General features: G+C 48.7%; 14 protein-coding genes and 1 pseudogene. 6 read left to right on the top strand and 9 right to left on the bottom strand.

What is annotated here, in order from left to right:
• Window positions 1-59: 59 nt before the first annotated feature.
• Together PBOR_RS13215 and PBOR_RS13210 are read left to right on the top strand one after the other, a co-directional pair.
• The gene (locus PBOR_RS13215) at window positions 60-998 is read left to right on the top strand and encodes an ABC transporter permease (protein WP_042212255.1); all 939 of its coding nucleotides are present in this window, start codon (window positions 60-62) and stop codon (window positions 996-998) included.
• 13 nt (window positions 999-1,011) lie between these two features.
• Window positions 1,012-1,935, top strand: a complete 924-nt coding sequence (locus PBOR_RS13210; protein WP_042212253.1) for a carbohydrate ABC transporter permease — start codon at window positions 1,012-1,014, stop codon at window positions 1,933-1,935.
• A 141-nt stretch (window positions 1,936-2,076) separates the two neighbouring features.
• Here the strand turns inward: PBOR_RS13210 and PBOR_RS38040 are convergent.
• Both PBOR_RS38040 and PBOR_RS13205 read right to left on the bottom strand, forming a co-directional pair.
• A pseudogene (locus tag PBOR_RS38040) lies at window positions 2,077-2,193 on the bottom strand (acetylxylan esterase); the annotation flags it as partial.
• 8 nt (window positions 2,194-2,201) lie between these two features.
• On the bottom strand, window positions 2,202-5,429 hold the full coding sequence (locus PBOR_RS13205) for a CheR family methyltransferase (RefSeq protein ID WP_042212250.1): 3,228 nt from the start codon (window positions 5,427-5,429) through the stop codon (window positions 2,202-2,204).
• Window positions 5,430-5,766: 337 nt separating this feature from the next.
• Here PBOR_RS13205 and PBOR_RS13200 point away from each other — a divergent pair, with 337 nt between their 5' ends.
• A complete protein-coding gene (locus PBOR_RS13200) occupies window positions 5,767-6,588 on the top strand; it encodes an AraC family transcriptional regulator (protein WP_042212248.1) in 822 nt (273 codons plus the stop codon).
• A gap of 81 nt (window positions 6,589-6,669) precedes the next feature.
• On the opposite strand, the gene PBOR_RS13195 is transcribed toward PBOR_RS13200, so the two are convergent.
• The 7 genes from PBOR_RS13195 to PBOR_RS13165 form a co-directional block, all read right to left on the bottom strand.
• Window positions 6,670-7,698 (bottom strand): endo-1,4-beta-xylanase, encoded by a 1,029-nt coding sequence (locus PBOR_RS13195; protein ID WP_245648155.1) that lies wholly within the window; start codon window positions 7,696-7,698, stop codon window positions 6,670-6,672.
• Between the two features lie 23 nt (window positions 7,699-7,721).
• Window positions 7,722-9,632 carry a carbohydrate-binding protein gene (locus tag PBOR_RS13190; RefSeq protein WP_042212245.1) on the bottom strand — a complete coding sequence of 637 codons (1,911 nt, stop codon included), beginning with the start codon at window positions 9,630-9,632 and terminating at the stop codon, window positions 7,722-7,724.
• Between the two features lie 241 nt (window positions 9,633-9,873).
• On the bottom strand, window positions 9,874-10,914 hold the full coding sequence (locus PBOR_RS13185; protein ID WP_245648154.1) for an ABC transporter substrate-binding protein: 1,041 nt from the start codon (window positions 10,912-10,914) through the stop codon (window positions 9,874-9,876).
• Between the two features lie 88 nt (window positions 10,915-11,002).
• On the bottom strand, window positions 11,003-11,971 hold the full coding sequence (yjfF, locus tag PBOR_RS13180) for a galactofuranose ABC transporter, permease protein YjfF (protein ID WP_042212243.1): 969 nt from the start codon (window positions 11,969-11,971) through the stop codon (window positions 11,003-11,005).
• The gene (locus PBOR_RS13175; protein WP_042212241.1) at window positions 11,961-13,001 is read right to left on the bottom strand and encodes an ABC transporter permease; all 1,041 of its coding nucleotides are present in this window, start codon (window positions 12,999-13,001) and stop codon (window positions 11,961-11,963) included. The genes yjfF and PBOR_RS13175 overlap by 11 nt, the downstream gene beginning before the upstream one ends.
• 7 nt (window positions 13,002-13,008) lie before the next feature.
• Window positions 13,009-14,532: a sugar ABC transporter ATP-binding protein gene (locus PBOR_RS13170; protein WP_245648153.1), complete on the bottom strand. Its 1,524-nt coding sequence runs from the start codon at window positions 14,530-14,532 to the stop codon at window positions 13,009-13,011.
• Window positions 14,533-14,603: 71 nt separating this feature from the next.
• On the bottom strand, window positions 14,604-15,641 hold the full coding sequence (locus PBOR_RS13165; protein WP_042212238.1) for an ABC transporter substrate-binding protein: 1,038 nt from the start codon (window positions 15,639-15,641) through the stop codon (window positions 14,604-14,606).
• Between the two features lie 266 nt (window positions 15,642-15,907).
• Between PBOR_RS13165 and PBOR_RS13160 the strand changes: the two genes are divergently transcribed.
• From PBOR_RS13160 to PBOR_RS13150, 3 genes are read left to right on the top strand one after another with little or no spacing between them, the layout of a single operon-like run.
• Window positions 15,908-17,716 carry a cache domain-containing sensor histidine kinase gene (locus PBOR_RS13160; RefSeq protein ID WP_245648151.1) on the top strand — a complete coding sequence of 603 codons (1,809 nt, stop codon included), beginning with the start codon at window positions 15,908-15,910 and terminating at the stop codon, window positions 17,714-17,716.
• Window positions 17,713-19,308: a response regulator transcription factor gene (locus PBOR_RS13155; RefSeq protein ID WP_042212236.1), complete on the top strand. Its 1,596-nt coding sequence runs from the start codon at window positions 17,713-17,715 to the stop codon at window positions 19,306-19,308. The genes PBOR_RS13160 and PBOR_RS13155 overlap by 4 nt, the downstream gene beginning before the upstream one ends.
• Window positions 19,308-20,276, top strand: a complete 969-nt coding sequence (locus PBOR_RS13150; RefSeq protein ID WP_042212235.1) for a sugar ABC transporter substrate-binding protein — start codon at window positions 19,308-19,310, stop codon at window positions 20,274-20,276. Before PBOR_RS13155 ends, PBOR_RS13150 begins: the two co-directional genes overlap by 1 nt.
• Window positions 20,277-20,307: the final 31 nt, after the last annotated feature.

Below are 20,307 nucleotides of genomic sequence, written 5' to 3'. Positions count from 1 at the left end.
CAAAGCGGATATGTAAAACTGCTCTTTGGCACTGTTATTTTAGGAATGGAGGAGATCATATGACAAGGCAGCGGCAAAAGGGATATAAGCTCGGCTATGACTTTAGAACGCAGTTTGAACTAAAATTGATGTTATTTCCAGCAGTGATTCTGATCTTTGTCTTTAACTTTGCTCCTTTATTCGGATTATTAATGGCTTTCAAGAGCTACGAACCTTCAATGGGTATTGGAGGAATCTTCACAAGCCATTGGAATAACTTTCAGCATTTCACCCGTGTATTTCACAACTTCCAATTCTGGCCGATGGTCAGAAATACGCTTGGCATCAATCTTATCGGAGCATTGGTGGGAATACCCGTGACCCTCTTCTTCGCCCTGATGCTGAATGAAATCAAGCATCCCAAATTTAAATCGCTGATACAAACGATTACCTATTTGCCACATTTCCTGTCCTGGGTTATATTCGGAGGTTTATTCATTACACTGCTGAATACAGACGGCATTATTAACTTTCTGCTCATGGAATTTCATCTCATTGACAAGCCGCTTCAATTTCTGGCAGATCCTCAATATTTCTGGGGAATTGCTATCCTGACCGGACTGCTCAAGGATCTGGGTTGGGGAGCTATTCTCTATCTGGCGGCCATGGCGGGCGTAGATCAGAGCTTGTATGAGGCGGCGGCGATCGATGGCGCCGGGAGACTTAAACGAATGCTGCATATTACAATTCCGGGGATTCTGCCGACTCTAATGGTATTGATCATATTTGCCGTAAGCGGCATGTTGAATAATAATTTCACACAGATTTATGTGCTGCAAAATACTTTGAATTTGCCGGCAAGCCAAGTTATCGATACGTATGTTTATCAAACCGGCCTGCTGCAATTTCAATTCGCCTCGGCAACAGCCATCGGTTTAATGAAAACTGTTTTTGCATTGTTATTGTTGGTCGGCGCCAACACTTTATCCAATAAATTGACTAAAACTGGCTTATTCTGAGGAGAGATCACATATGGTTGGAGGGAAAAGCGCAGGAGAACGCGTATTTACTTCATTAACGATTCTGATTATGGTCATTCTTATGGTCATAACCATATATCCGTTCTGGTTCTCGTTAATCAGTTCATTGAACAGCGGTGAGGATCTGCTGCGCGGTCCGGTATTTCTGTGGCCGAGGGAGCTTACATGGGCAAGCTGGGAAAAGGTGCTGGCAGACCCGGGAATACTCAAGGCAGCCTGGATAACCGCTTCACGTACAATAATTGTTACCGTAATTTCCATGCTGTACACGTCAATGTTTGCTTACGCATTCTCCCGCTCCTACTTGAAAAGAAAACAGTTTTATGTAATTATCGGCTTCGCAAGCATGTATTTCAGCGGAGGATTGATCCCTTCCTTCATGCTCATGAACTGGCTGGGGCTATATGACAATTACCTGGTTTACATCCTTCCGAATATATTCGGCGGTTTCTATAACGTAATTATTTTCAATGCCAATTATAAAGGTATTCCTGACTCCTTGTTCGAATCTGCCAAAATGGATGGAGCCAGTGAATTCAAGATTTTCTTCCGAATAGTCATTCCCCTTTCAAAACCTGTGCTGGCAGCCCTTTCCGTATTTACAGCCGTTAATATATGGAATGATTACGGGACAACCCTATATTTCACGCAATCCAATAGCTTACAGACGCTGCAGTATGTCATATTGAGATTAATTCAATCGAATAGGGCTGTTGAGAACATGATGAACACTGTCGATGGCTCTAATCTCGCAGTATCTCAATTATTAAACAGTTCGGACGGGCATGGACTAGTAACCGCCCACACTATTGAGCTTGCAGCGATGGTTATCGCCTCAATCCCTATGATTGTTATGTATCCATTTGCCCAACGATTTTTTGTTAAAGGTGTCTTGCTCGGTTCAGTAAAAGAATAAGCAGCTTATTTATAGTCTATATAGAGCGAACTTAAGAATTCAACTTGCTGTCTGAATGAAATCCTTGGCTCGCAAAGAATTCATGCATCAGCTATACATAATTCTTAAGTTCAGCTTATATATTCGCGGCAGAATAGTCCGTTATAAGGCCATGAACATCTGTAGTGTCCGATCGGCAAGATATGGAAGATACTCATGACCGTATTCATGATATACCAACAGGTCTTTATCAGCTGTAATTTTGTTTAATGTGGCGAAGATTTCCCTCATAAGCGGAGGTCGTGGTATCCAGTTTCTTGATTCAAGATAATTTTAACAACTGTTCCCTTACCCCACACACTTGTAATGGAAATCACACCCTCGTGACTCTCAATAATTTTGTAGCTGACCATTAAGCCTAACCCCATACTATTCTGTTTCGTTGAATATATGGCAGCTCCCAGGTTGACTAGCTTATCCTCAGGTATACCGGACCCATTATCACTAAAAATAATGTTTACTGATTCATCGCCATCGATCTTTACCTTAATCAACATATCCCCGCCAGCAGGCATTGCCTCAATACCATTTCTAATAATGTTGCTAAATACAATTTTGAGCTGATTGGGAACACATTTGACGAAGAGTACCGGATCGGCAAATTTCGTTATCATCTCTACATTGAAGATCGTTGCCTGTGGTTCATACATGGAGATGACTTCCTTCAATATTTGGACTACATCGTTTGATTCGAAATTCTGCTTTTGCGGACTAGCCAGGACTAGTAATTCATCCGTTATGGCTTCGATTTTCCCGAGCTTCGAAGTTGAGGTATCCGTATCATGAATCTCCTGTTCGATGCCTGCTGCCAAAAGGCCTATAACCGAGAGCATCTCCGTAGAATGTAATAATTCCAGCTTGTTTTTCTGCTCCGTAAAATCTTCAGACATTCTTGCATTCTTAAATTCAGTAATATCAATTAACGTAACTGCGATTCCTTGATAGCGGGAATCATATGCTGAATAGGGTAACAGAATAATACTAAACCATTTACCATTTGAATTCCGGATTTCTTTTTTGACGCTTTCACCCGAAAAGAGAACTTTCATTGCGTCTGCCATCAGTTCGTCATATTGTAAATTATGTTTGATATCGCCGATGGAACGGCCTATGTCCATGTCTGCCAAATTAATTTCTTTGCTGACTGCAGGTGTGAATTTACGTACATTCATCTTTTCATCCAGAAAAATAGTAGCGATATTGGTGTTGTTAAAAAAGTTTGACATATCATTATTAGAATCGGTTAATTCCTGGATTTTAGTCTGATATTCTTGATTTACAACCATCAATTCTTCGTTACCCGACTGTAACTCTTCATTCGTGCTTTGCAGTTCCTCATTGGAAACAATCAATGCTTCGTTGACCAATCCCAGCTCTTCATTAGAAGTTTCCAATTCTTCGTTATACACCTCTAATTTAGCATTCGCAGTATGCAGCAATTCCCTCGCATGAACCAATTCTTGATCCTGGTCCTGAATGTGCTCCTTGACTTGTAACTCTGGAAATTGATGATTCTGTATCAAGTCTGCATCTATTACATCCTCGATAAGGACTTCTTTGTGTTCAGCAGCATCTTCAAAAAAGAGAATCATCAATTTGTCATCTATCGAATCGATTGAAAAAGACTTTGCTCTCAAATGAATGGAGTGTCCTTTATAGCTATCCTTAATGGCTACATCTCTATAAATAATTTCCTTAAGTTCTTTTCTCGCTTTTTGCAGCAAACTCCCAATAACAACCCCCAAATATTCAGGAACCAGTTTAAACACATTCAGTGTCGGTTTACCCTTAGGGAAGACTAAATATTGATTGGCATTCCCATTGATATGAACGATATCGTTGTTACTATCAAGGATAATGCAAGCAGTCACGTATTCTTCGATCAGCTTGGTATACACCGTTTCCAATTTAAGAACCCGTTCTGCTTCCTTTAATCTTACAATCACATTATTTTTGTGACTCATTTTTTTATCATTCACACGTTCTCTGATACCAGAGAAACCTGCTGCAGATAACGAATCACTTAACTTATGGTGGTATATATTCCATCTATTATCCAGAGGTATAAATAGATTGGTCAGTTTGCCCAAGGTTTCACTTGGACCCAAAAAGAGATACCCGTCTGATTTTAATGAAAAATGAAACAAGGAAATCACTTTTTTTTGAACAGGTTGTTGTAAATAAATCAACAGATTACGGCATAAAATTAGATCTAGCTGGGTAAAGGGTGGATCACTAACCAAATTGTGCTGAGCAAAAATGACCATTTGTCTAATTTCTTTATTTACTTTGTATTCATTTCCTTGGCGGGTGAAGTACGCATCCAAGTATTCCTCTCTCACGTTCTTTGTAATGATGTCTGAATATACCCCTTTGCTGGCGAATTGAATAGAATCCTTGTCCAGATCAGTGGCGAAAATGGTCACATCAAAAGTTTCTTCAATGTCCTCCATATATTTTCTAATCAAAATGGCTATGGAGTACACTTCTTCTCCGGTAGAACAACCAGCAACCCACACCCTTAAATGCTTGTCTGCACCACATTGCTCAAAGATGGTAGGCAATACCTTATCGGCAAGAATAGCAAAGGCAGCCGGATCACGGAAAAATTGCGTCACTCCAATTAATAAATCTTTCTGCAGGGCAGTGACCTCATTGGAATGATTAAATAAATATTGATTGTATTCCTTAAGGTATTGAAATTCTTGAATACCCATCCGTCTTTGAATACGGCGCATAATACTTGCCTGTTTATAAACAGAGAAATCCACACCCGTAGACTTCTTCAGGATCGCAAATAATGTACTTAGTTCTTCAGCAATCGATTGTTTAGTCTGATTCATATAAAAATCAATATATTCAATAATATGTTCCGGCATTTCCTCAGGAGTAAGAAAATAATCGGTCTGATCAATTTCAATATCACTTCCGGTCAAGCGGACAGGATTTGTCATATCCGTTTCTTCAACTATGATTAGCCCGTTAGCTTTTGAAATACTATCGATGCCAAGCATACCGTCTCTACCCTCATTTGAAAAAAGGATAGCTATCGTATTGCTTCCAAGAATTCCCGTAAGTCCATTCAAAAATCGGTCAGCCGACAAATCATTGCCTTTATTAGCAGTTACTTCTGTTAGACTTATTATTCTTGATTGAAAGCTAATATCATGATGGGGAGGCAACAAATAAATACAATCCTCATGGATCTCCATTTGATCTGCTGCATGAAATATCTTCATATTAGTGTGCGCAGAGAGCTCTTCCAGTGGAAATAACTCCGACTTGGCAGACTCGTGTTGAGCAATGATAAAAGTCAGTCCATGGAGAGTATCCAGATGATCCAGGAATTGCTTCAGCCCATCCAACTTTTCGGGTGAAGCTACAATGCCAACTATGCTAAATTCTTTGATTCGTTCATAGTCCGAATTATTCTGATAGTATATTAGCTTTTCCATTAGACATAATCATTTTCCTTCCCCTTAAATCTATAATACGGATTAATAAGCTTACATTCTTCCACGTCACCAACCATTACCCATATAGTACCACAAAAAATTATGTCAAATTCAGCATAGTCCTATTAATTTATAGATTGAGCTTGTGGTTTTTCTATTTGGGATTGGCCGTGACAATTCCAAAATCCCCTAGTAGAAAAATTATGAACGCCGAGGGAACTGAAGAAGGCATTGATACTATGATTGAACTATCGGTTAATCCTCATAACGCTATCTTTCTTCATAAATTTGCTTTAACCTAATAGTATTATGACGCTAAAGGATACAGGTGCTGAAGATGGAGCCAATGGAATACGGAATCAGCGAGAATCCGATGTTTAAAGCAAACGGATATAAACCGCCCGATTTGCACAAATGGGGGCCGGGCGTCCGCGATGTGTATGCTCTGCATTATATTGTAAGCGGGAGAGGCTATTTGAAGACATGCCAGACAACCTTCCTGTTGCAGACCGGCGAAAGCTTCATTATTTTTCCGCATATGGAGGTGTACTATTACCCTGATCCGCAGGACCCCTGGGAGTACTTCTGGATTGAATTCAACGGGACTGAGGCCTCCCGTCTGTTGTCGATGATTCATATTTCACCGGAGCATCCGGTTGTAACGGCCCCTCCGCAGGATATAGAACCCTTGTATCACAAGATCAAGGCCACCGGCATAGAGCCCTTTGAACGGGAACGTTCGGAGGCAGGGCTGCATTTGTTATTGTCCCATTACATGGAGTATTACCCCAGTGAACAAGCATATCTCAAAAAGGACTATGTCTCTTCCGCAAAAGAATATATAGAAACCAACTTTTGGAATTCCTCCTTATCGGTTCTGGATGTAGTGGGATTCGTCAAAATTGAGCGCAGCTATTTATTCCGGCTGTTCAAGAAAGAAACTGGAACCTCTATTTCCGGCTACCTGACTGCATTCAGGATCCAGCGTGCCTGTGCATTGCTGGCGGATTCGCAGTTATCTATAAAGTCTCTATCCTATTCCGTCGGGTACCATGACCCGCTGTATTTTTCAAAGGTTTTCAAAAAAGCAACTTCGTACACTCCCTCGCAATATAGAGAAGCATTCAGCGGGGAACCCCCTAACTCCGCAAGCAGTTAAAAAAGCTGCTCCAGGCGCGATTGTTACGCACCGGGAGCAGCCCTTGGAGAGATGCTTGCTGATACACTATTCGAGCCTGATTCAGTTATCTTTAACCGGAACCGGAACGGATTCCAAATCTGCTTGAACACCATCCGTTGTTTCCATGAGAGACGACGAGCCGCCCAGGTATTGCTTGAGCCATTTCAGCGCCGGACGCTCCGATCCGTTAGAATTCAGCAGATGCGTATTCGGTTCCCAGGTCTGATTCTGGATGTAGCCCCAGAGGGTCACTCCTTTTACCGCAGGATTCTCCCACAGCACAGGGAACTTCTCCTTATATCTGGCCAGCTGTGTATTGTCGTCACCGGTCATATCCAGCTCGGAGACGTAGATAGGCAGGCCAGTGGCGGACAATTTACCAAGCACAGTATTCATGGTAGAGACACTAACGGTATTCATATTGAAATGATGGCACTGAATGCCGATGCCGTCGATCAGGCCTCTGGATTTCAGGTGATTGATAATCGTCACATACTGGTTGGTCAAGCTTGGATCACCAATAATTCCATATTCATTGATGAGCAGCTTGGCGTTCGGAAATGCGGCTCTTGCTTGCTGGAAGGACCAGATCACCCAATCCCAGCCCGTACTTCCGTCGCCGCCGATAGCATTGCGGTAGGAAGGCTTGGCATGCAGCGGCTCATTGACTACATCCACGAACGCCGACTTGGGATAACGCTGCCCCGCTGCGGTAATCCATGCGCTGACCTCCGACTTCTGTTCTGCCGCCGACAGGCCGGCAACCCATGCAGGCTCTTGGCTTGCCCAGACCAGTGTATGGAACTTGAAGGGGAAATTTTTGCTTACCGCATAATTATAGGAAGTATCCGCGCCGCCCCAGTTCATATTATTGCGATTGCCTTCAACCGCTCCCCATTTGGTGGCATTCTCAGGCGTCACCTGATTCCAATAGGTGGCGAAGCTCGCAGGAACACTGCCTGCAATGATATTCCCCAGGAACTTTGGCCCGTTGGTAAGCGCGGCACTGGCGTTCCCCGACATGACGGATGAGAGTAAGACGCCGGTTAAGCCCAACCCGCTTACAAGCTTTTTAATACGGTTCTTCAATTTGAATCCATCTCCTTTGGCGATTATAAGCCCCATTCAATATAATCCACAGAAGCATCCCAGGCTCCATTGTCCGTAGTTACGATCAGCTTAACCTCCTGATTACCGGTGCCGTGGGCCACATTGGACAAGGTCTGCACAGTAGGTGTGGTTCCGCTGAAGTAGAAGGAGCCGACGGTCACCCCGCCAATTTGCAAATCGACCCTGGCTGCGGCGGAGTTGCTGGAAGCCCCCCGGACTGAGATATTATGGCTGCCATAGGCAAAATACTGATTGAACGCAGCAGCATCATCATTCCCGTACAACGTTACCCCGCTGAACGGAGAAGTGATCTTGCCCGCATAAGTGCCGCTGAGCGTCATATCCTCTGCTTCCACTTTGCTTCCGGTTCCGGGAGCAGTGGTGCCCGTGGAGAATTGCCAGTAATCCAGATTAAACAGGCTGCCGGAGCCTGATCCGGTGAATACCAGGTAGAGCCTGTGAACTCCTGTTGCATTGCTGACAGTAGTCTCTACCTCCTGCCAAGCTTGTGCCCCTCCTGTAGAAGGAACATTAAGTGTACCCACCAATGGGCCGGTTGCGCTATCCAGCCGAATTTCGATTTTGCCGCCTGTGATGGTGGAAGCTACGTTTGCCTTGAAGCTGGTGGCTCCGGAACCGAAATCCGCGTTGCCTACGGCAATCCAGTCCCCATTGTTAATGCTAGTCACATTCATATTGCTTACAGGGCCGCCCGCAGCCTGAGTAGCTTCAGTAGCAATGCCTGCATTCCAGCCGATGGTTTCGGCTTCGACTCTGGTGAACGGATTCAGATTGGCAATCTGGGCAATGCCCGCCATGTCTCCCTGAACCTCCTGGATGTTCCCGTTCGCATTATGGACAAGCTTATTGATATGCGGAGAGCGGTACCCTTTGCCGTCGCCGAGTACAGCCTTCGCTACGGTCTGGGCATGGTAGACTACATACCATTGGTTGTTGAAGTTAAAGACCGCATGGTGGTTGTTGCCGCCTACTCCGAAGAAGGTGTACGGATTCTTCAGGAAATGTCCGGTATACGTAAAAGGCCCCATCGGGCTGTTGCTCACCATGTACCCGATTTCACCTGCCGGATAGGCAGCCGGGTGTGTGCCGGAGAAATTGAAGCAGTACGAGTAATAATATTTGCCTCCATACTTATGAATGCCCGAATCCTCGAACATATAGGGGGCATCAATGGTGGATGCGCTTCCAACAATACTCGTCATATCCGCACCCAGTTTCAGCACGCGTGCTGTCCGGGGATTGGCTATGGATGCCGGGTCCGAAGTGTTGGGGATACCCCCGCCTGCATACAGGTATCCGCTGCCGTCATCGTCCACCAGGACAGCCGGATCAAACAGCCAGGTCACGCCGGACATGCCGGGTGTAGTCCCTGTCACCAGCGCTTTGCCCAGCGGGTCCGACCAGGGGCCAATCGGAGAATTGGCCGTTAACACGCCGATGCCTGATGCACCGTTTGCAAAATACAGGAAAAATTTATCCTGGCCGTTAATTTTTTTCACCGCCGCCGAAGGCGCCCAGGAGAGAGAGGCCCATTTGGCAATGCCGGCGCTGCCGTTGACATTATTGGCTCCGGCCACCGGGATGGCGCCGTGATCTGTCCAGTTCACCATATCCGCCGAGGAGATGACATTGATTTTGTTCAGGGCGCTGAAATCATTGTCCTTCACGGTTCCGTTGCTGTTATAGACGTAAGCATCGCTGGACATATAGACATAGACTCTTCCGTTATACGTCAGTGCGAAAGGATCGGCACCCAGCTTGTGATCCATCAGGGGATTGGAATTCCCCGGCTGCTTGGCCGTGGCATTGTTTGCAGCAGACACAGACATCATGGGCAGACCGTTCAGGAATAACACAAGGGTTACTGCAATGACCAAGAGCTTTTTAAACATCGGCATACCTCCATTAAGTTTAATTTGTAATCCCTCTCAATCGGCTGCCGCACAAATAACGATCGCCCGGCAGCTCCTCCTTCCTTGCATTATCTGGATAAATCTACTAATATTTGTTATCCGAGATCATCTTAATATAGATTCCAGCATGGAACAATGTAGTTTTTTGTTTGAAAAGTTGAATTTTTTTTGCGTTTTATCTGCAAAAAAAAAGCCGGAGCAAAAGCGCCCGGCTGCTTCTTCAATATTTGCGGTTTTCTATCTCCCTACCAGCCAGTTCTTGCGTGTAAATGTCCTCCGGTGTTACCATTCGCTTGGGCAGCGTCCGGCCAGCCATAATCTCTTTGACTGCCTGCATCAGCAGGGGGCCCAGCATCGGATTGCATTCGACAACAGCATTAATACTTCCCGCCGCCATCTGCTCAAATGCCCTCCGTGTGCCGTCCACTGAAACTATTATAATATCGCTTCCCGGTACAATACCGGCCTCCTTCATAGCCTCCACCGCACCAATAGCCATATCATCATTGTGGGCAAAGAGCACCCGGGGCCACTTCTCCTTCGGCTGCTGCAAAAAAGTCTTCATTACCTCACGGCCGCCGCTTTGTGTGAAATCTGCAGGGGCAGTCATTGTAATCCGGAGGTTCTGCTTGTCCCCGAGCATCTTCCGGAACCCGCGCCCACGGTCAATCGACGGCGTCGAGCCTACGGTGCCCTGCAATTCTGCGATATGGATTGCCTCGCTATGATGGCGCATCTTATCAATCACATATTTGGCTGCCTTTACCCCTTCTTCATAAAAGTCAGAACCGATAAAAGTGACATAGAGCGAGCTGTTCTCCACGTTGACTGAACGGTCCACAATAATCACCGGAATCCCTGCCTGCCTGATTTCCAGAAGAATCGGTTCCCAGCCGGTCTGAACCACAGGGGCAATCGCTATGACATCTACATCGCTCCGGATAAAGCCACGAATGGCATCGAACTGTTGCTGCTGATCTTGTTCGGCGTTCTTCAGGATGAGGGTAATCCCCGCCTCCCCGGCGGCTTCCCGGATCGAAGCGGTATTGGCCTCCCGCCAGGTACTCTCCGACCCAAGCTGGGAGAAGCCCAGCACAATCGGCTTGACCATGGCTCGATCTGCCGGCGGCAGCAAACCGGTATTCACTGCAGGAGAATGATGAGGCATCATCAATGCCTGCGTATTGTTGCCTCCGCTGCCTGAGCAGCCGCCCAGCAGCAGTAACAGCAGCAGAACCAGGCACCCCTTGGCCGTTCTCAACAGTACCCCTCCTTCATATGATAGCGATTACAATTATATAGCAAAAACATGGGGAGACAAGAATTATTTGTCTCCCCATCCAGTCTTCTTATTCTTTTAGAGTCAACCGCCTTGAGCTTAACACCCGCTGCAGGAGGATAAAAATGAACAGCAGCAGGCCAATGACAATTTTGGTCCACCAAGAGCTGAGTGTGCCCTCGAAGCTGATAATGGTCTGAATCACACCTTGGATGAGTACACCGAAGAAGGTGCCCAGCACATAACCTACACCGCCGGTCAGCAGTGTTCCGCCAATGACGACAGCCGCGATGGTATCCAGCTCAAAGCCTACGGCATGAAGCCCATAACCCGACAGCATATAAAAAGTGAACACCACTCCTGCAAGTGCCGAGCACAATCCGCTGAGCGTATAGACAAGCACCTTGGTTCTTCCCACCGGAAGCCCCATCAGCAGAGCGGATTGCTCATTGCCCCCAAGCGCATACACGTTGCGGCCAAACCGGGTGTAATGGGCGGTGAAGATCGCCACAGCAACGGCAACAAGAGCAATAATGGCGCTGATCGAGAGAAAGCTGCCGCCCGGCAGCGGGATTCTCGTCTGGGCAATGGCTGTATAGAAGGAATTATCAATGGTAATGGTGTCAATGCTGATTACATAACATAAGCCCCGGGCCAGGAACATTCCCGCCAGCGTTACAATGAACGGCTGGATTGTGAAATAATGAATGATCGCTCCCATAATGCTGCCAAACAACGCACCCATCAGGAGCACCAGCGGAATAACAACAGCCGGCGGCCACCCCTGCTGCTGCACCAGGCTTGCGGAGACCATTGTCGACAAGGCAATGATAGAGCCGACCGAGAGATCAATGCCGCCTGACAGGATGACAAAGGACATGCCAACGGCCGTGATCAGCAGAAAGGCATTGTCGATGAGCAGATTCATCAGTACCTGCAGGGAGAAGAATCCGGTATACCGGAAGGAACCGGCGGCGAACATGACGAGGAACAGTACGATGGTGACCACAATCGGAATAAACTTGCGGTTAAGAGACATGACGGGTCACTTCCTTCTCTGCGGGATAATGCCGCGACTTCCAGCGGGCGGCAATAGCGGCCCGGAAGGTATCCGATTGGATCAGGCAGACCGCCAGCACGACAAAAGCTTTGACGACCAGTGTAATTTCCGGCGGGACGCCGATCATATAGATGGTTGTGGTCAGCGTCTGGATAATCAGCGCACCGATTACGGTACCCGTAAGATAAAAACGGCCGCCGTTCAACGACGTCCCCCCGATGACTACCGCCAGAATAGCGTCGAGCTCATACCAGAGTCCGGCGTTATTGCCGTCGGCGCTGGAGACATTCGAGCTGAGCAATAGTCCGGCAATGCCGGCACATAAACCGCAGAATACATACACCCACAGAATAACCCAACGGGCGCGGATACCGGACATGGAGCTGGCGGCCGGATTGCAGCCCACCGCTTCTATAAACAGGCCCAGGGCTGTCTTTCGGGTAAGCAGCACGGCAATGACCAGAACCAGGGCTACGACAAATATTGAAAATGGCAGCGCAGCAAGTGAGCCGGACCCGATATAGGCATATTTCGTGCTGGTTACCGTAATAATCTGTCCGCCTGTAACCAGTTGGGCGATCCCCCGCCCCGCAACCATCAGAATCAGCGTGGCTATAATCGGCTGAATTCCGGCCCCGGAGACGAGCAGACCGTTCCATGCGCCAAGCACCAGCGACAAACCTGCTGCCAGCAGCACCGAGGTTAGAATCAGACCCAAGGCATTCTGGTCGGAAGCTTTGCTGATGCTCAGGCAGGCAACGGCGCCGGATATAGCGACAATGGAGCCGACAGACAGGTCGATGCCCTTGGTTGCCACTACCAGTGTCATCCCAATGGCCACCAGGATAAGCGGTGCTCCGAAGTTAAGAATATCAATCAGGCTTCCGTATAAGTGTCCGTCATGGATTGTAATTGAGAAGAAGTCCGGCGAATAGCACAGGTTGAACAGCAGCAGTACAGCCAGAACGCACAGCGGCCAGAATAAATGATGTTTTACCAGTTGGCTCATAGTCGTGTCAGCCTCCCGCAATCGCCTGCATAATTTGCTGCTGGCTCATGTCCTTATCCGAAATTTCCTTCACTTTGCGGCGGTCGCGCAAGATGGCGATCCGGTCGCTGACCCGCAGCACTTCCTCCAGCTCGGAGGAGATGAACAGGAATGACATGCCCTGCCGTGAGAGCGTCAGCACCAGCTTTTGAATTTCCGCCTTGGCTCCAATGTCGATGCCCCGTGTCGGCTCATCGAGAATGAACAGCTCAGGCTCCGTCAGCAGCCACCGTGCCAGCAGAACCTTCTGCTGATTTCCGCCGCTTAAATTCTTGATCAGCAGGTCGGGATTTGGAGGATTGATATTCAGCATGCGGATATATTCTTCAGCCATCTCCTCCTGCCGCCTGCGGGAGATGGTCTTGAACGTGCCGTACTTGGCCTGCAGCGCAAGGATAATATTCTCTCTTACCGTCAGATCGCCGATAATCCCCTCTGTCTTGCGGTTCTCGGAGCAGAAGGCGATCCGCCGTCCAATGGCCTCCCGCGGCGAATGTACCCCACCTCCTGATTCCGCCAGCGTCAATTGCCCGGAATCCGGTTTGTCGGCACCGAAGAACAGCCGGGCTGCCTCTGTCCGCCCCGATCCTAGAAGTCCTGCCAGCCCTACTACCTCACCCTTGCGGATCGACAGATCGAACGGCTCAATCCCGCCTTTGCGGCCCAGCCCCTCAGCCCTGATCAGCTCATCACCCAAGGCATCCTTGTATTCTGCTGCCAGACCCGGCAGCTCTTCCAGCAAATTAAGATCCTTGCCGATCATTTTTAAGACCAGATCCAGCCGTGTTAGCTCCTTAACCCAATATTCACCGACAAGTTCACCGCCCCGCAGGATGGTTACCCGGTCGCAGATTTCGTACATCTGATCCAAAAAATGCGTGACAAACAATATCGATAAACCACCCTTTTGCAGCTTCCTCATAATGCGGAACAGCTGCTCCACTTCATTCTGATCCAGACTTGAGGTCGGTTCGTCCAGAATCAGTACCTTGGCTGAAATATTCAGCGCTCTGGCGATTGCGATCAGCTGCTGAACCGCTACGGAATACATATGCAGCGGAAGGGTAACGTCGATCTGCAGATTCATCCGTTCCCGGAGCAGCTCCGCAGCGCGCAGATTCATTTCCTTCCATAGAATGCATCCGAATCTCCGCGGCTCTCTGCCAATGAAGATGTTCTCGGCAACTGTCAGATTGGGGCACAGATTGACCTCCTGATATACCGTGCTGATTCCCGCAGCCTGCGATTCCAGCGGGCTGTGCAGGGAAATGGGCGCACCCTCCATTTCTACGCCGCCTTCATCAATGGAATAGACGCCGGTCAACACTTTGATCAGCGTTGACTTGCCGGCACCATTCTCCCCCATCAAGGCATGAACCTCACCAGGGAACAGGCGGAGGTTCACATTAGTCAATGCTTTTACGCCCGGAAACCGTTTATGAATCCCGGTCATTTGCAGTATGGGCAGCTGCGTGCTCATGGTTGCATCCACTCCTCATTCTCCATAGAAAACGCTAAGGCGGTTGTCAGGCCGCCTTAGCCGCATTCTATTAGGCTTGCTGATTAATATTCACGGCCAGGCAGCACTTCCTTGGCCTGCTCGGAAGTGAAGGTCGATTCCTCGGTCACAATCCGGGCCTCAACCGCCTGGCCGTCTACTACATTCTGCACCACCTGCATCAGCTGCGGTCCAAGCAGCGGATTACACTCGACGATGAAGTTGATTTTACCTTCACTGGCTGCCTGCATTCCGTCCTTCACCGCATCGACAGAGATAATCTTAATATCCTCGCCCGGCTTCAGCCCTGCCGCCTCTATAGCCTGAATCGCCCCGAGTGCCATATCATCGTTATGGGCGTACAGCACATCAATATCCTTATTGGCCTTCAGGAACGCCTGCATAACTTCCTTACCTTTGGCCCGGGTGAAATCGCCGGTCTGAGAGGCAATAACCTTGAGATGCGGATTGCTCTTGATGACTTCGGCAAACCCTTCCATACGGTCATTGGCTGGAGCAGAGCCTGTTGTTCCCTGCAGCTCCACAATATTAACGTCCTCTGAAGCGTCTTTATACTGATCAGACAGCCACTCACCCGCCTTGCGGCCTTCTTCCACGAAATCGGAGCCAAGGAAAGTAACGTACAGCGAGGTGTCTTTAGAATCCACCGCACGGTCGGTCAGAACCACCGGAATTCCCGCAGCCTTTGCCTCTTTAAGTACAGTATCCCAACCGGATTCCACGACCGGGGAGAAGGCAATCACATCCACTTTTTGCTGGATAAAGGAACGGATGGCCTTGATCTGATTCTCCTGCTTCTGCTGCGCATCCGAGAATTTCAGCGTATAGCCCGCTTCCTTGGCTGAATCCTGAATGGACTTCGTATTGGCGCTTCGCCATCCGCTCTCTGCACCCACCTGCGAGAAACCGAGCGTAATGTCCTTGGCCTCCGTCTTGGTTCCGCCATTCGCCGCCGGTGCTTCCGTTGCCGCATTTCCGGTATTCGCCGCTTTGTTCCCCCCATTATTGTTGCCGCATGCTCCAAGCATGACCATAGTTAAAGTAAGTGCAAGCACTACTCCCATTTTCCCGAATCTCTTCATACGTATTTATTCCTCCCCCTCGGCATTCACCAGGTTCTGGTGTTCTGCCCATTATAAACCGCTTACAAAAGTCCGTTATACGGGCAGCCTTTGGCGTTTGCTTTCTATTTTTGGCATTGTTCTGTCCACGGGAGGATTTTGTGTATTTTTTTATTTAAAAGGTGTGAATTTTGATTGCGCTTTCTTTTCGGGTATCGGCATCCCAGAATTTGTTATAAACTATATATTGAAGCCAAATCTACTCTACTTGCGAAAGGGAACTTCCGATGATGCGGATCACACACTGGATCTCCTCCAGTCTGAGGGCCAAACTGCTGGCTTTGTTTATTGTGCTGTCCACGATACCGCTGATCGCTGTCGGCCTCATTTCTTACCAGAAATCCTATACTTCCATTTCCAGTCACAGCAAGGCTTCTAGTATGCTTCAGGCTGACATGCTGGGAACGAATATCGATAATCTGTTCAAAGATACCGAGCGGCTGCTGGAGCTCAGCAATAACCCCCAGGTCATCCATTTTCTTTTCTCACAATCTGAAACCTATCAAGAGGCCAAGGAAATTCTGCAGACCTTTACACTCTACCGGGACACCTACAAATATGAGGATGTACTCAATATCAGCCTGATTAATCTATACGGCAAGGGGATCAGCGAGCGGAGGGGCATCTTTCAATCCAATATTAATCCGCTGCGCAATCCGCATTTCCAGACACTGTCCCAGAACCCCGAGCTTATTCTCCGGATTCCTCCGCCCCTGATTTCCGGTTATGACCGGGTTGACGGCTTCACCTATAGGAATCAGGGCGTCATATCGATCATGACAGCAGTCAAGCAGCGGATCACGCATGAGGTGATCGGATTCATCATTGTGGATCTGAACGACTCCTTCATCAAGGAATTCTGCGACAAGATGACGATTGGTACAACAGGGTTCTTCTACCTGCTGGATCAGCAGAACAACCCCATCTATGTGCCGCCTGTTCAAGAAGCGGCAGTGGCCCTTGTTCAAGAAACGGGATTACCTGCCGGGGAACTAAGCGGAAGCGGGAGCTTTGTGCTTCAGACCGCCGGCCCGCCCTGGTTCATTGTCCATACCTCCTCCCTATCGACAGGCTGGAAGATTATCGGCATGGCCCCGCTGCAGGAGATTGTTGCCGAAGCCAACCGGATCAGGCAGCTGATTATAGTCAGCGTAGGCTTAAGCATCATTTTCGCGATAACGCTTAATTATCTGCTTACGCGGCGGCTGACCCGGCCCATCCAGCTGCTGCAGCACAAGATGCGCCTGACGGCAAGCGGGTACCTGGAAGCCAAGGTCAAACCGGACGGCAATGATGAAATTGCCGATCTGGGACAAAGCTTCAACATTATGGTCGAGCAGATCAAAGCGCTGCTGGAGCAGAGCATCCGCAAGCAGCAACAGCTGCAAAAGGCGGAGCTGCGTACGCTGCAGGCGCAGATCAATCCGCATTTTTTATACAATACACTGGATTCCATTGTATGGATGGCTGAAGCGGGGAATAACGATGGTGTCATCCGGATCGTGAAAGCGCTATCCGGGTTCTTCCGGCTTAGCCTGAATAAAGGGCGGGACTGGGTGCTGATCCGTTCTGAGCTTGCCCATGCCCAAAGCTACCTGATCATCCAGCAGATGCGTTACCGTGACATTCTGGAGTTCAAGATTGAAGTTGCGGAGGAGCTGCAGGAATATCCGATTCTGAATATGACGCTGCAGCCTTTGATAGAGAATGCCCTCTATCACGGTATCAAAAATAAAAGAGGCAAAGGGCTGATCAGCATTAGCGGAAATACAGACGCGAACTCCATCATGCTCACCGTAGCCGACAACGGAATTGGCATTCCCGGAGAACGGCTGATGCAGCTCAGAGAATATATCGAGCATCCCATTCAATCGGAGGATCCGGACACCGCTCAGAACGGATTCGGTCTGCAGAATGTACATCAGCGGCTGCAGCTGTATTTCGGAGACGAGTATGGAATCCGCTTGGACAGTTCAGAAGGTTATGGCACACAAATTACCGTTCGCATACCCAAGAACAGGGGGACCCTAAGATGAAAAAGGTTATGCTGGTGGATGATGAGATCCTGATCCGTGAAAGTATACGGGAATCCGTAGATTGGGAGAAAGAAGGCTTTATCTTTTGCGGTGACGCCCCCGACGGTGAGCTTGCACTTCCGGTCATCGAAGAACAGCTGCCCGACATTCTCATTACCGACATCAAAATGCCTTTTATGAACGGGCTGGAGCTGAGCTCTGTCGTCCGGCAAAAGTTCCCAAAGATCAAAATCATTATTCTAAGCGGTCATGATGACTTCCAATACGCCAGGGCGGCGCTACGGCTTGGGGTTGAGGATTATTGTCTCAAGCCGTTCAGCTCTGCGGATCTGCTGCAGCTGCTCCATAGTGTCAGCTCCAGGATTGATGAAGAATTGCGGATGAAACAAAAACAAGCCTATACCCCCGAGAATCTGTTCGCTGATCTGTGCGGAGGACTGATCAGTACCGCTGCCGCCATCGAATCGGCAGAACAGCTGGATCTCCTGCTTATGGCCCCTTACTATGCAACTGCCATATTTACGTTAAATCCATCGGATAACGATGCAGGAACGGGTTCCCCATGCGCGCCTCAGGATGCCGAAGAGCTGTTCGCAGGCCTGCTGAAGGAGCTGGCAGAAGGCTTCATCTATAAACGCAGCCGCACTGAAACTGTCCTGATCTATAAAGGCAGTAATCCGGCCCAGATGAGCCGTACCCTGGAAGAGATCTGCGGGACTTGGAAGCAGAAGCTGAGAGCGGCTTGCGGCCTGGAGCTGTCCGTCAGTCTGGGTGATGTCCGGGAACGGCTGCAGGGCATTCATCTCTCCTATCTGGAGGCCGAGGATAACCGGATGTTCAAGAAGATGTCCAGACTGAATTCAGCAGCGTTGCTTGATGCATATTTCGATCCATCCGCCAGCGGTATCCTGCTCGACCGGAACCGGCTGATCCAGTTTCTGAAGCTGGGAGACCACAAGCAGGTTCCCGCATTTCTGCTGGAGCTCTCTGCGGAGCTCCAGCAGATGAATTGGCAATCCGTATACGCCTATTACCTGATGAACGACATCACCCTGGAGCTGGTGCAGACGGCTAAGAAATGTTTTCGCGCTGCCCCAAATCCTGAAGAGCTCATTAAGGAATTCCAGACACAGCTGAAGCATATTTCCAATACAGATGAAGGTCTGCATTATTTGAACCGGCTATTGGAGCGGCTATGGGAATGGAGATCCGAGGGGGCAGATAAATATCGTGAGCTGATTGACAAGGTTAAGCATTATATCAGTGAGCATTATGACAAAGAACAGCTCTCCCTTAACGACATCTCCAGTCAGGTCAGGGTCAGTCCCAGCCATCTGAGCAAAACCTTCAGCCAGGCGACCGGACAGACAATCACTGAATTCCTGACGGCCACACGCATGGATAAAGCCAAAGAGCTGCTGAAGTCAACGGGACATAAAACGTTTGAGATTGCGTTTAGCGTAGGCTACAATGATCAGCATTACTTCTCCAATCTGTTCAAGAAAGTAACGGGCATGACGCCTATGGAATATCGCAAGCACGGAAATTCCGGGGATCAGCTTCAGCCCATCCGTAAAGGGGCGGGGAATTAATGACTTCTTCCAGAAGGCGGATCCGGTATGTCTTTATTCTGCTGCTGGCAGCAGGCTTCATCCTTGGCGGCTGCTCCCGTTCCTCCGGAGCCACTAATACACCTTCGGAGGAAGCCCTGGACTCTTCATCAAGTCAGAGCGGGGAGCCGCCGCTGACTTTCGGTATTATCTATCCCATGGTGAATGCCACCTACGAAATGATAACCGGGAAAGCAGAAGCTGTGGCAAAAAAGCATAATGTAGAGCTGCTGGTTCAAGCGCCTGACGAAGCCAATCTGGAGCAGCAGATCCGGATTATGGAGATGATGATCAAGCGGGGCGTAGACGGAATCGCCATTGCCCCGGCGGATTCCCTGGCGCTTACCAGCGTTATTAACAAAGCGGTATCCCGGGGGATTCCGGTGGTTTGTTTTGAGTCGGATTCGCCTGCCAGCAGCAGAGAAGCCTTCATCGGGGCTGATAATAGAGCAACTGGCGCTACTATCGGACAGACTGTGGAACGCCTGCTTGGCGGAAAAGGGATGATTCTGGTCGAGTCTGGAATGTCCCGCATGCGGGGCACTCAAGAACGGCTGCGCGGATTGCAGGATTATTTGGCGGAGCATACCGAGATAGATGTACTGGAAATCCGTCATAATGACGGCAGTGAGGACAGCGCAGCGTTGCAGCTGGAGCAAATGATCTCGGCCCATCCCCATTTCAGCGCTTTGGTCAGTCTGGATTATGTCTCCAGCTCAAGCTCTGTCCTAGTCTGGAAAGCCAAAGGCCTGACGCGCTATAATATCGCTCTGGGCCTCACGCCTTCGTTGAAGCAGGCCATGGACAACGGACAGATTACGCGGGTGATTTCACAGAACGAGCAGAATTGGGGAGAGGATATCATCAACACTCTGCTGCTAAGGGCCAAAGGTATAGCTGTAGCCAAATGGATCAATACGGAAATTACAATCATTGGTGAACAGCCTTAGCCCTCCAAAAAGCGGAGGGCCCGGGGTTCAT

Source organism: Paenibacillus borealis (assembly GCF_000758665.1).
Classification (GTDB): Bacteria; Bacillota; Bacilli; order Paenibacillales; family Paenibacillaceae; genus Paenibacillus_AQ; species Paenibacillus_AQ borealis.
Note: the sequence above shows the minus strand (reverse complement) of the source record. Positions and strands in the feature narration are given on the sequence as shown.

What these genes read in the sequence shown, in the direction of transcription:
- PBOR_RS13215 (WP_042212255.1), top strand. Translation starts at nt 60, where the DNA reads ATGACAAGGCAGCGGCAAAAGGGATATAAGCTCGGCTATGACTTTAGA.
- PBOR_RS13210 (WP_042212253.1), top strand. Translation starts at nt 1,012, where the DNA reads ATGGTTGGAGGGAAAAGCGCAGGAGAACGCGTATTTACTTCATTAACG.
- PBOR_RS13205 (WP_042212250.1), bottom strand. Translation starts at nt 5,429, where the DNA reads ATGGAAAAGCTAATATACTATCAGAATAATTCGGACTATGAACGAATC.
- PBOR_RS13200 (WP_042212248.1), top strand. Translation starts at nt 5,767, where the DNA reads ATGGAGCCAATGGAATACGGAATCAGCGAGAATCCGATGTTTAAAGCA.
- PBOR_RS13190 (WP_042212245.1), bottom strand. Translation starts at nt 9,632, where the DNA reads ATGTTTAAAAAGCTCTTGGTCATTGCAGTAACCCTTGTGTTATTCCTG.
- yjfF (WP_042212243.1), bottom strand. Translation starts at nt 11,971, where the DNA reads ATGTCTCTTAACCGCAAGTTTATTCCGATTGTGGTCACCATCGTACTG.
- PBOR_RS13175 (WP_042212241.1), bottom strand. Translation starts at nt 13,001, where the DNA reads ATGAGCCAACTGGTAAAACATCATTTATTCTGGCCGCTGTGCGTTCTG.
- PBOR_RS13165 (WP_042212238.1), bottom strand. Translation starts at nt 15,641, where the DNA reads ATGAAGAGATTCGGGAAAATGGGAGTAGTGCTTGCACTTACTTTAACT.
- PBOR_RS13160 (WP_245648151.1), top strand. Translation starts at nt 15,908, where the DNA reads ATGATGCGGATCACACACTGGATCTCCTCCAGTCTGAGGGCCAAACTG.
- PBOR_RS13155 (WP_042212236.1), top strand. Translation starts at nt 17,713, where the DNA reads ATGAAAAAGGTTATGCTGGTGGATGATGAGATCCTGATCCGTGAAAGT.
- PBOR_RS13150 (WP_042212235.1), top strand. Translation starts at nt 19,308, where the DNA reads ATGACTTCTTCCAGAAGGCGGATCCGGTATGTCTTTATTCTGCTGCTG.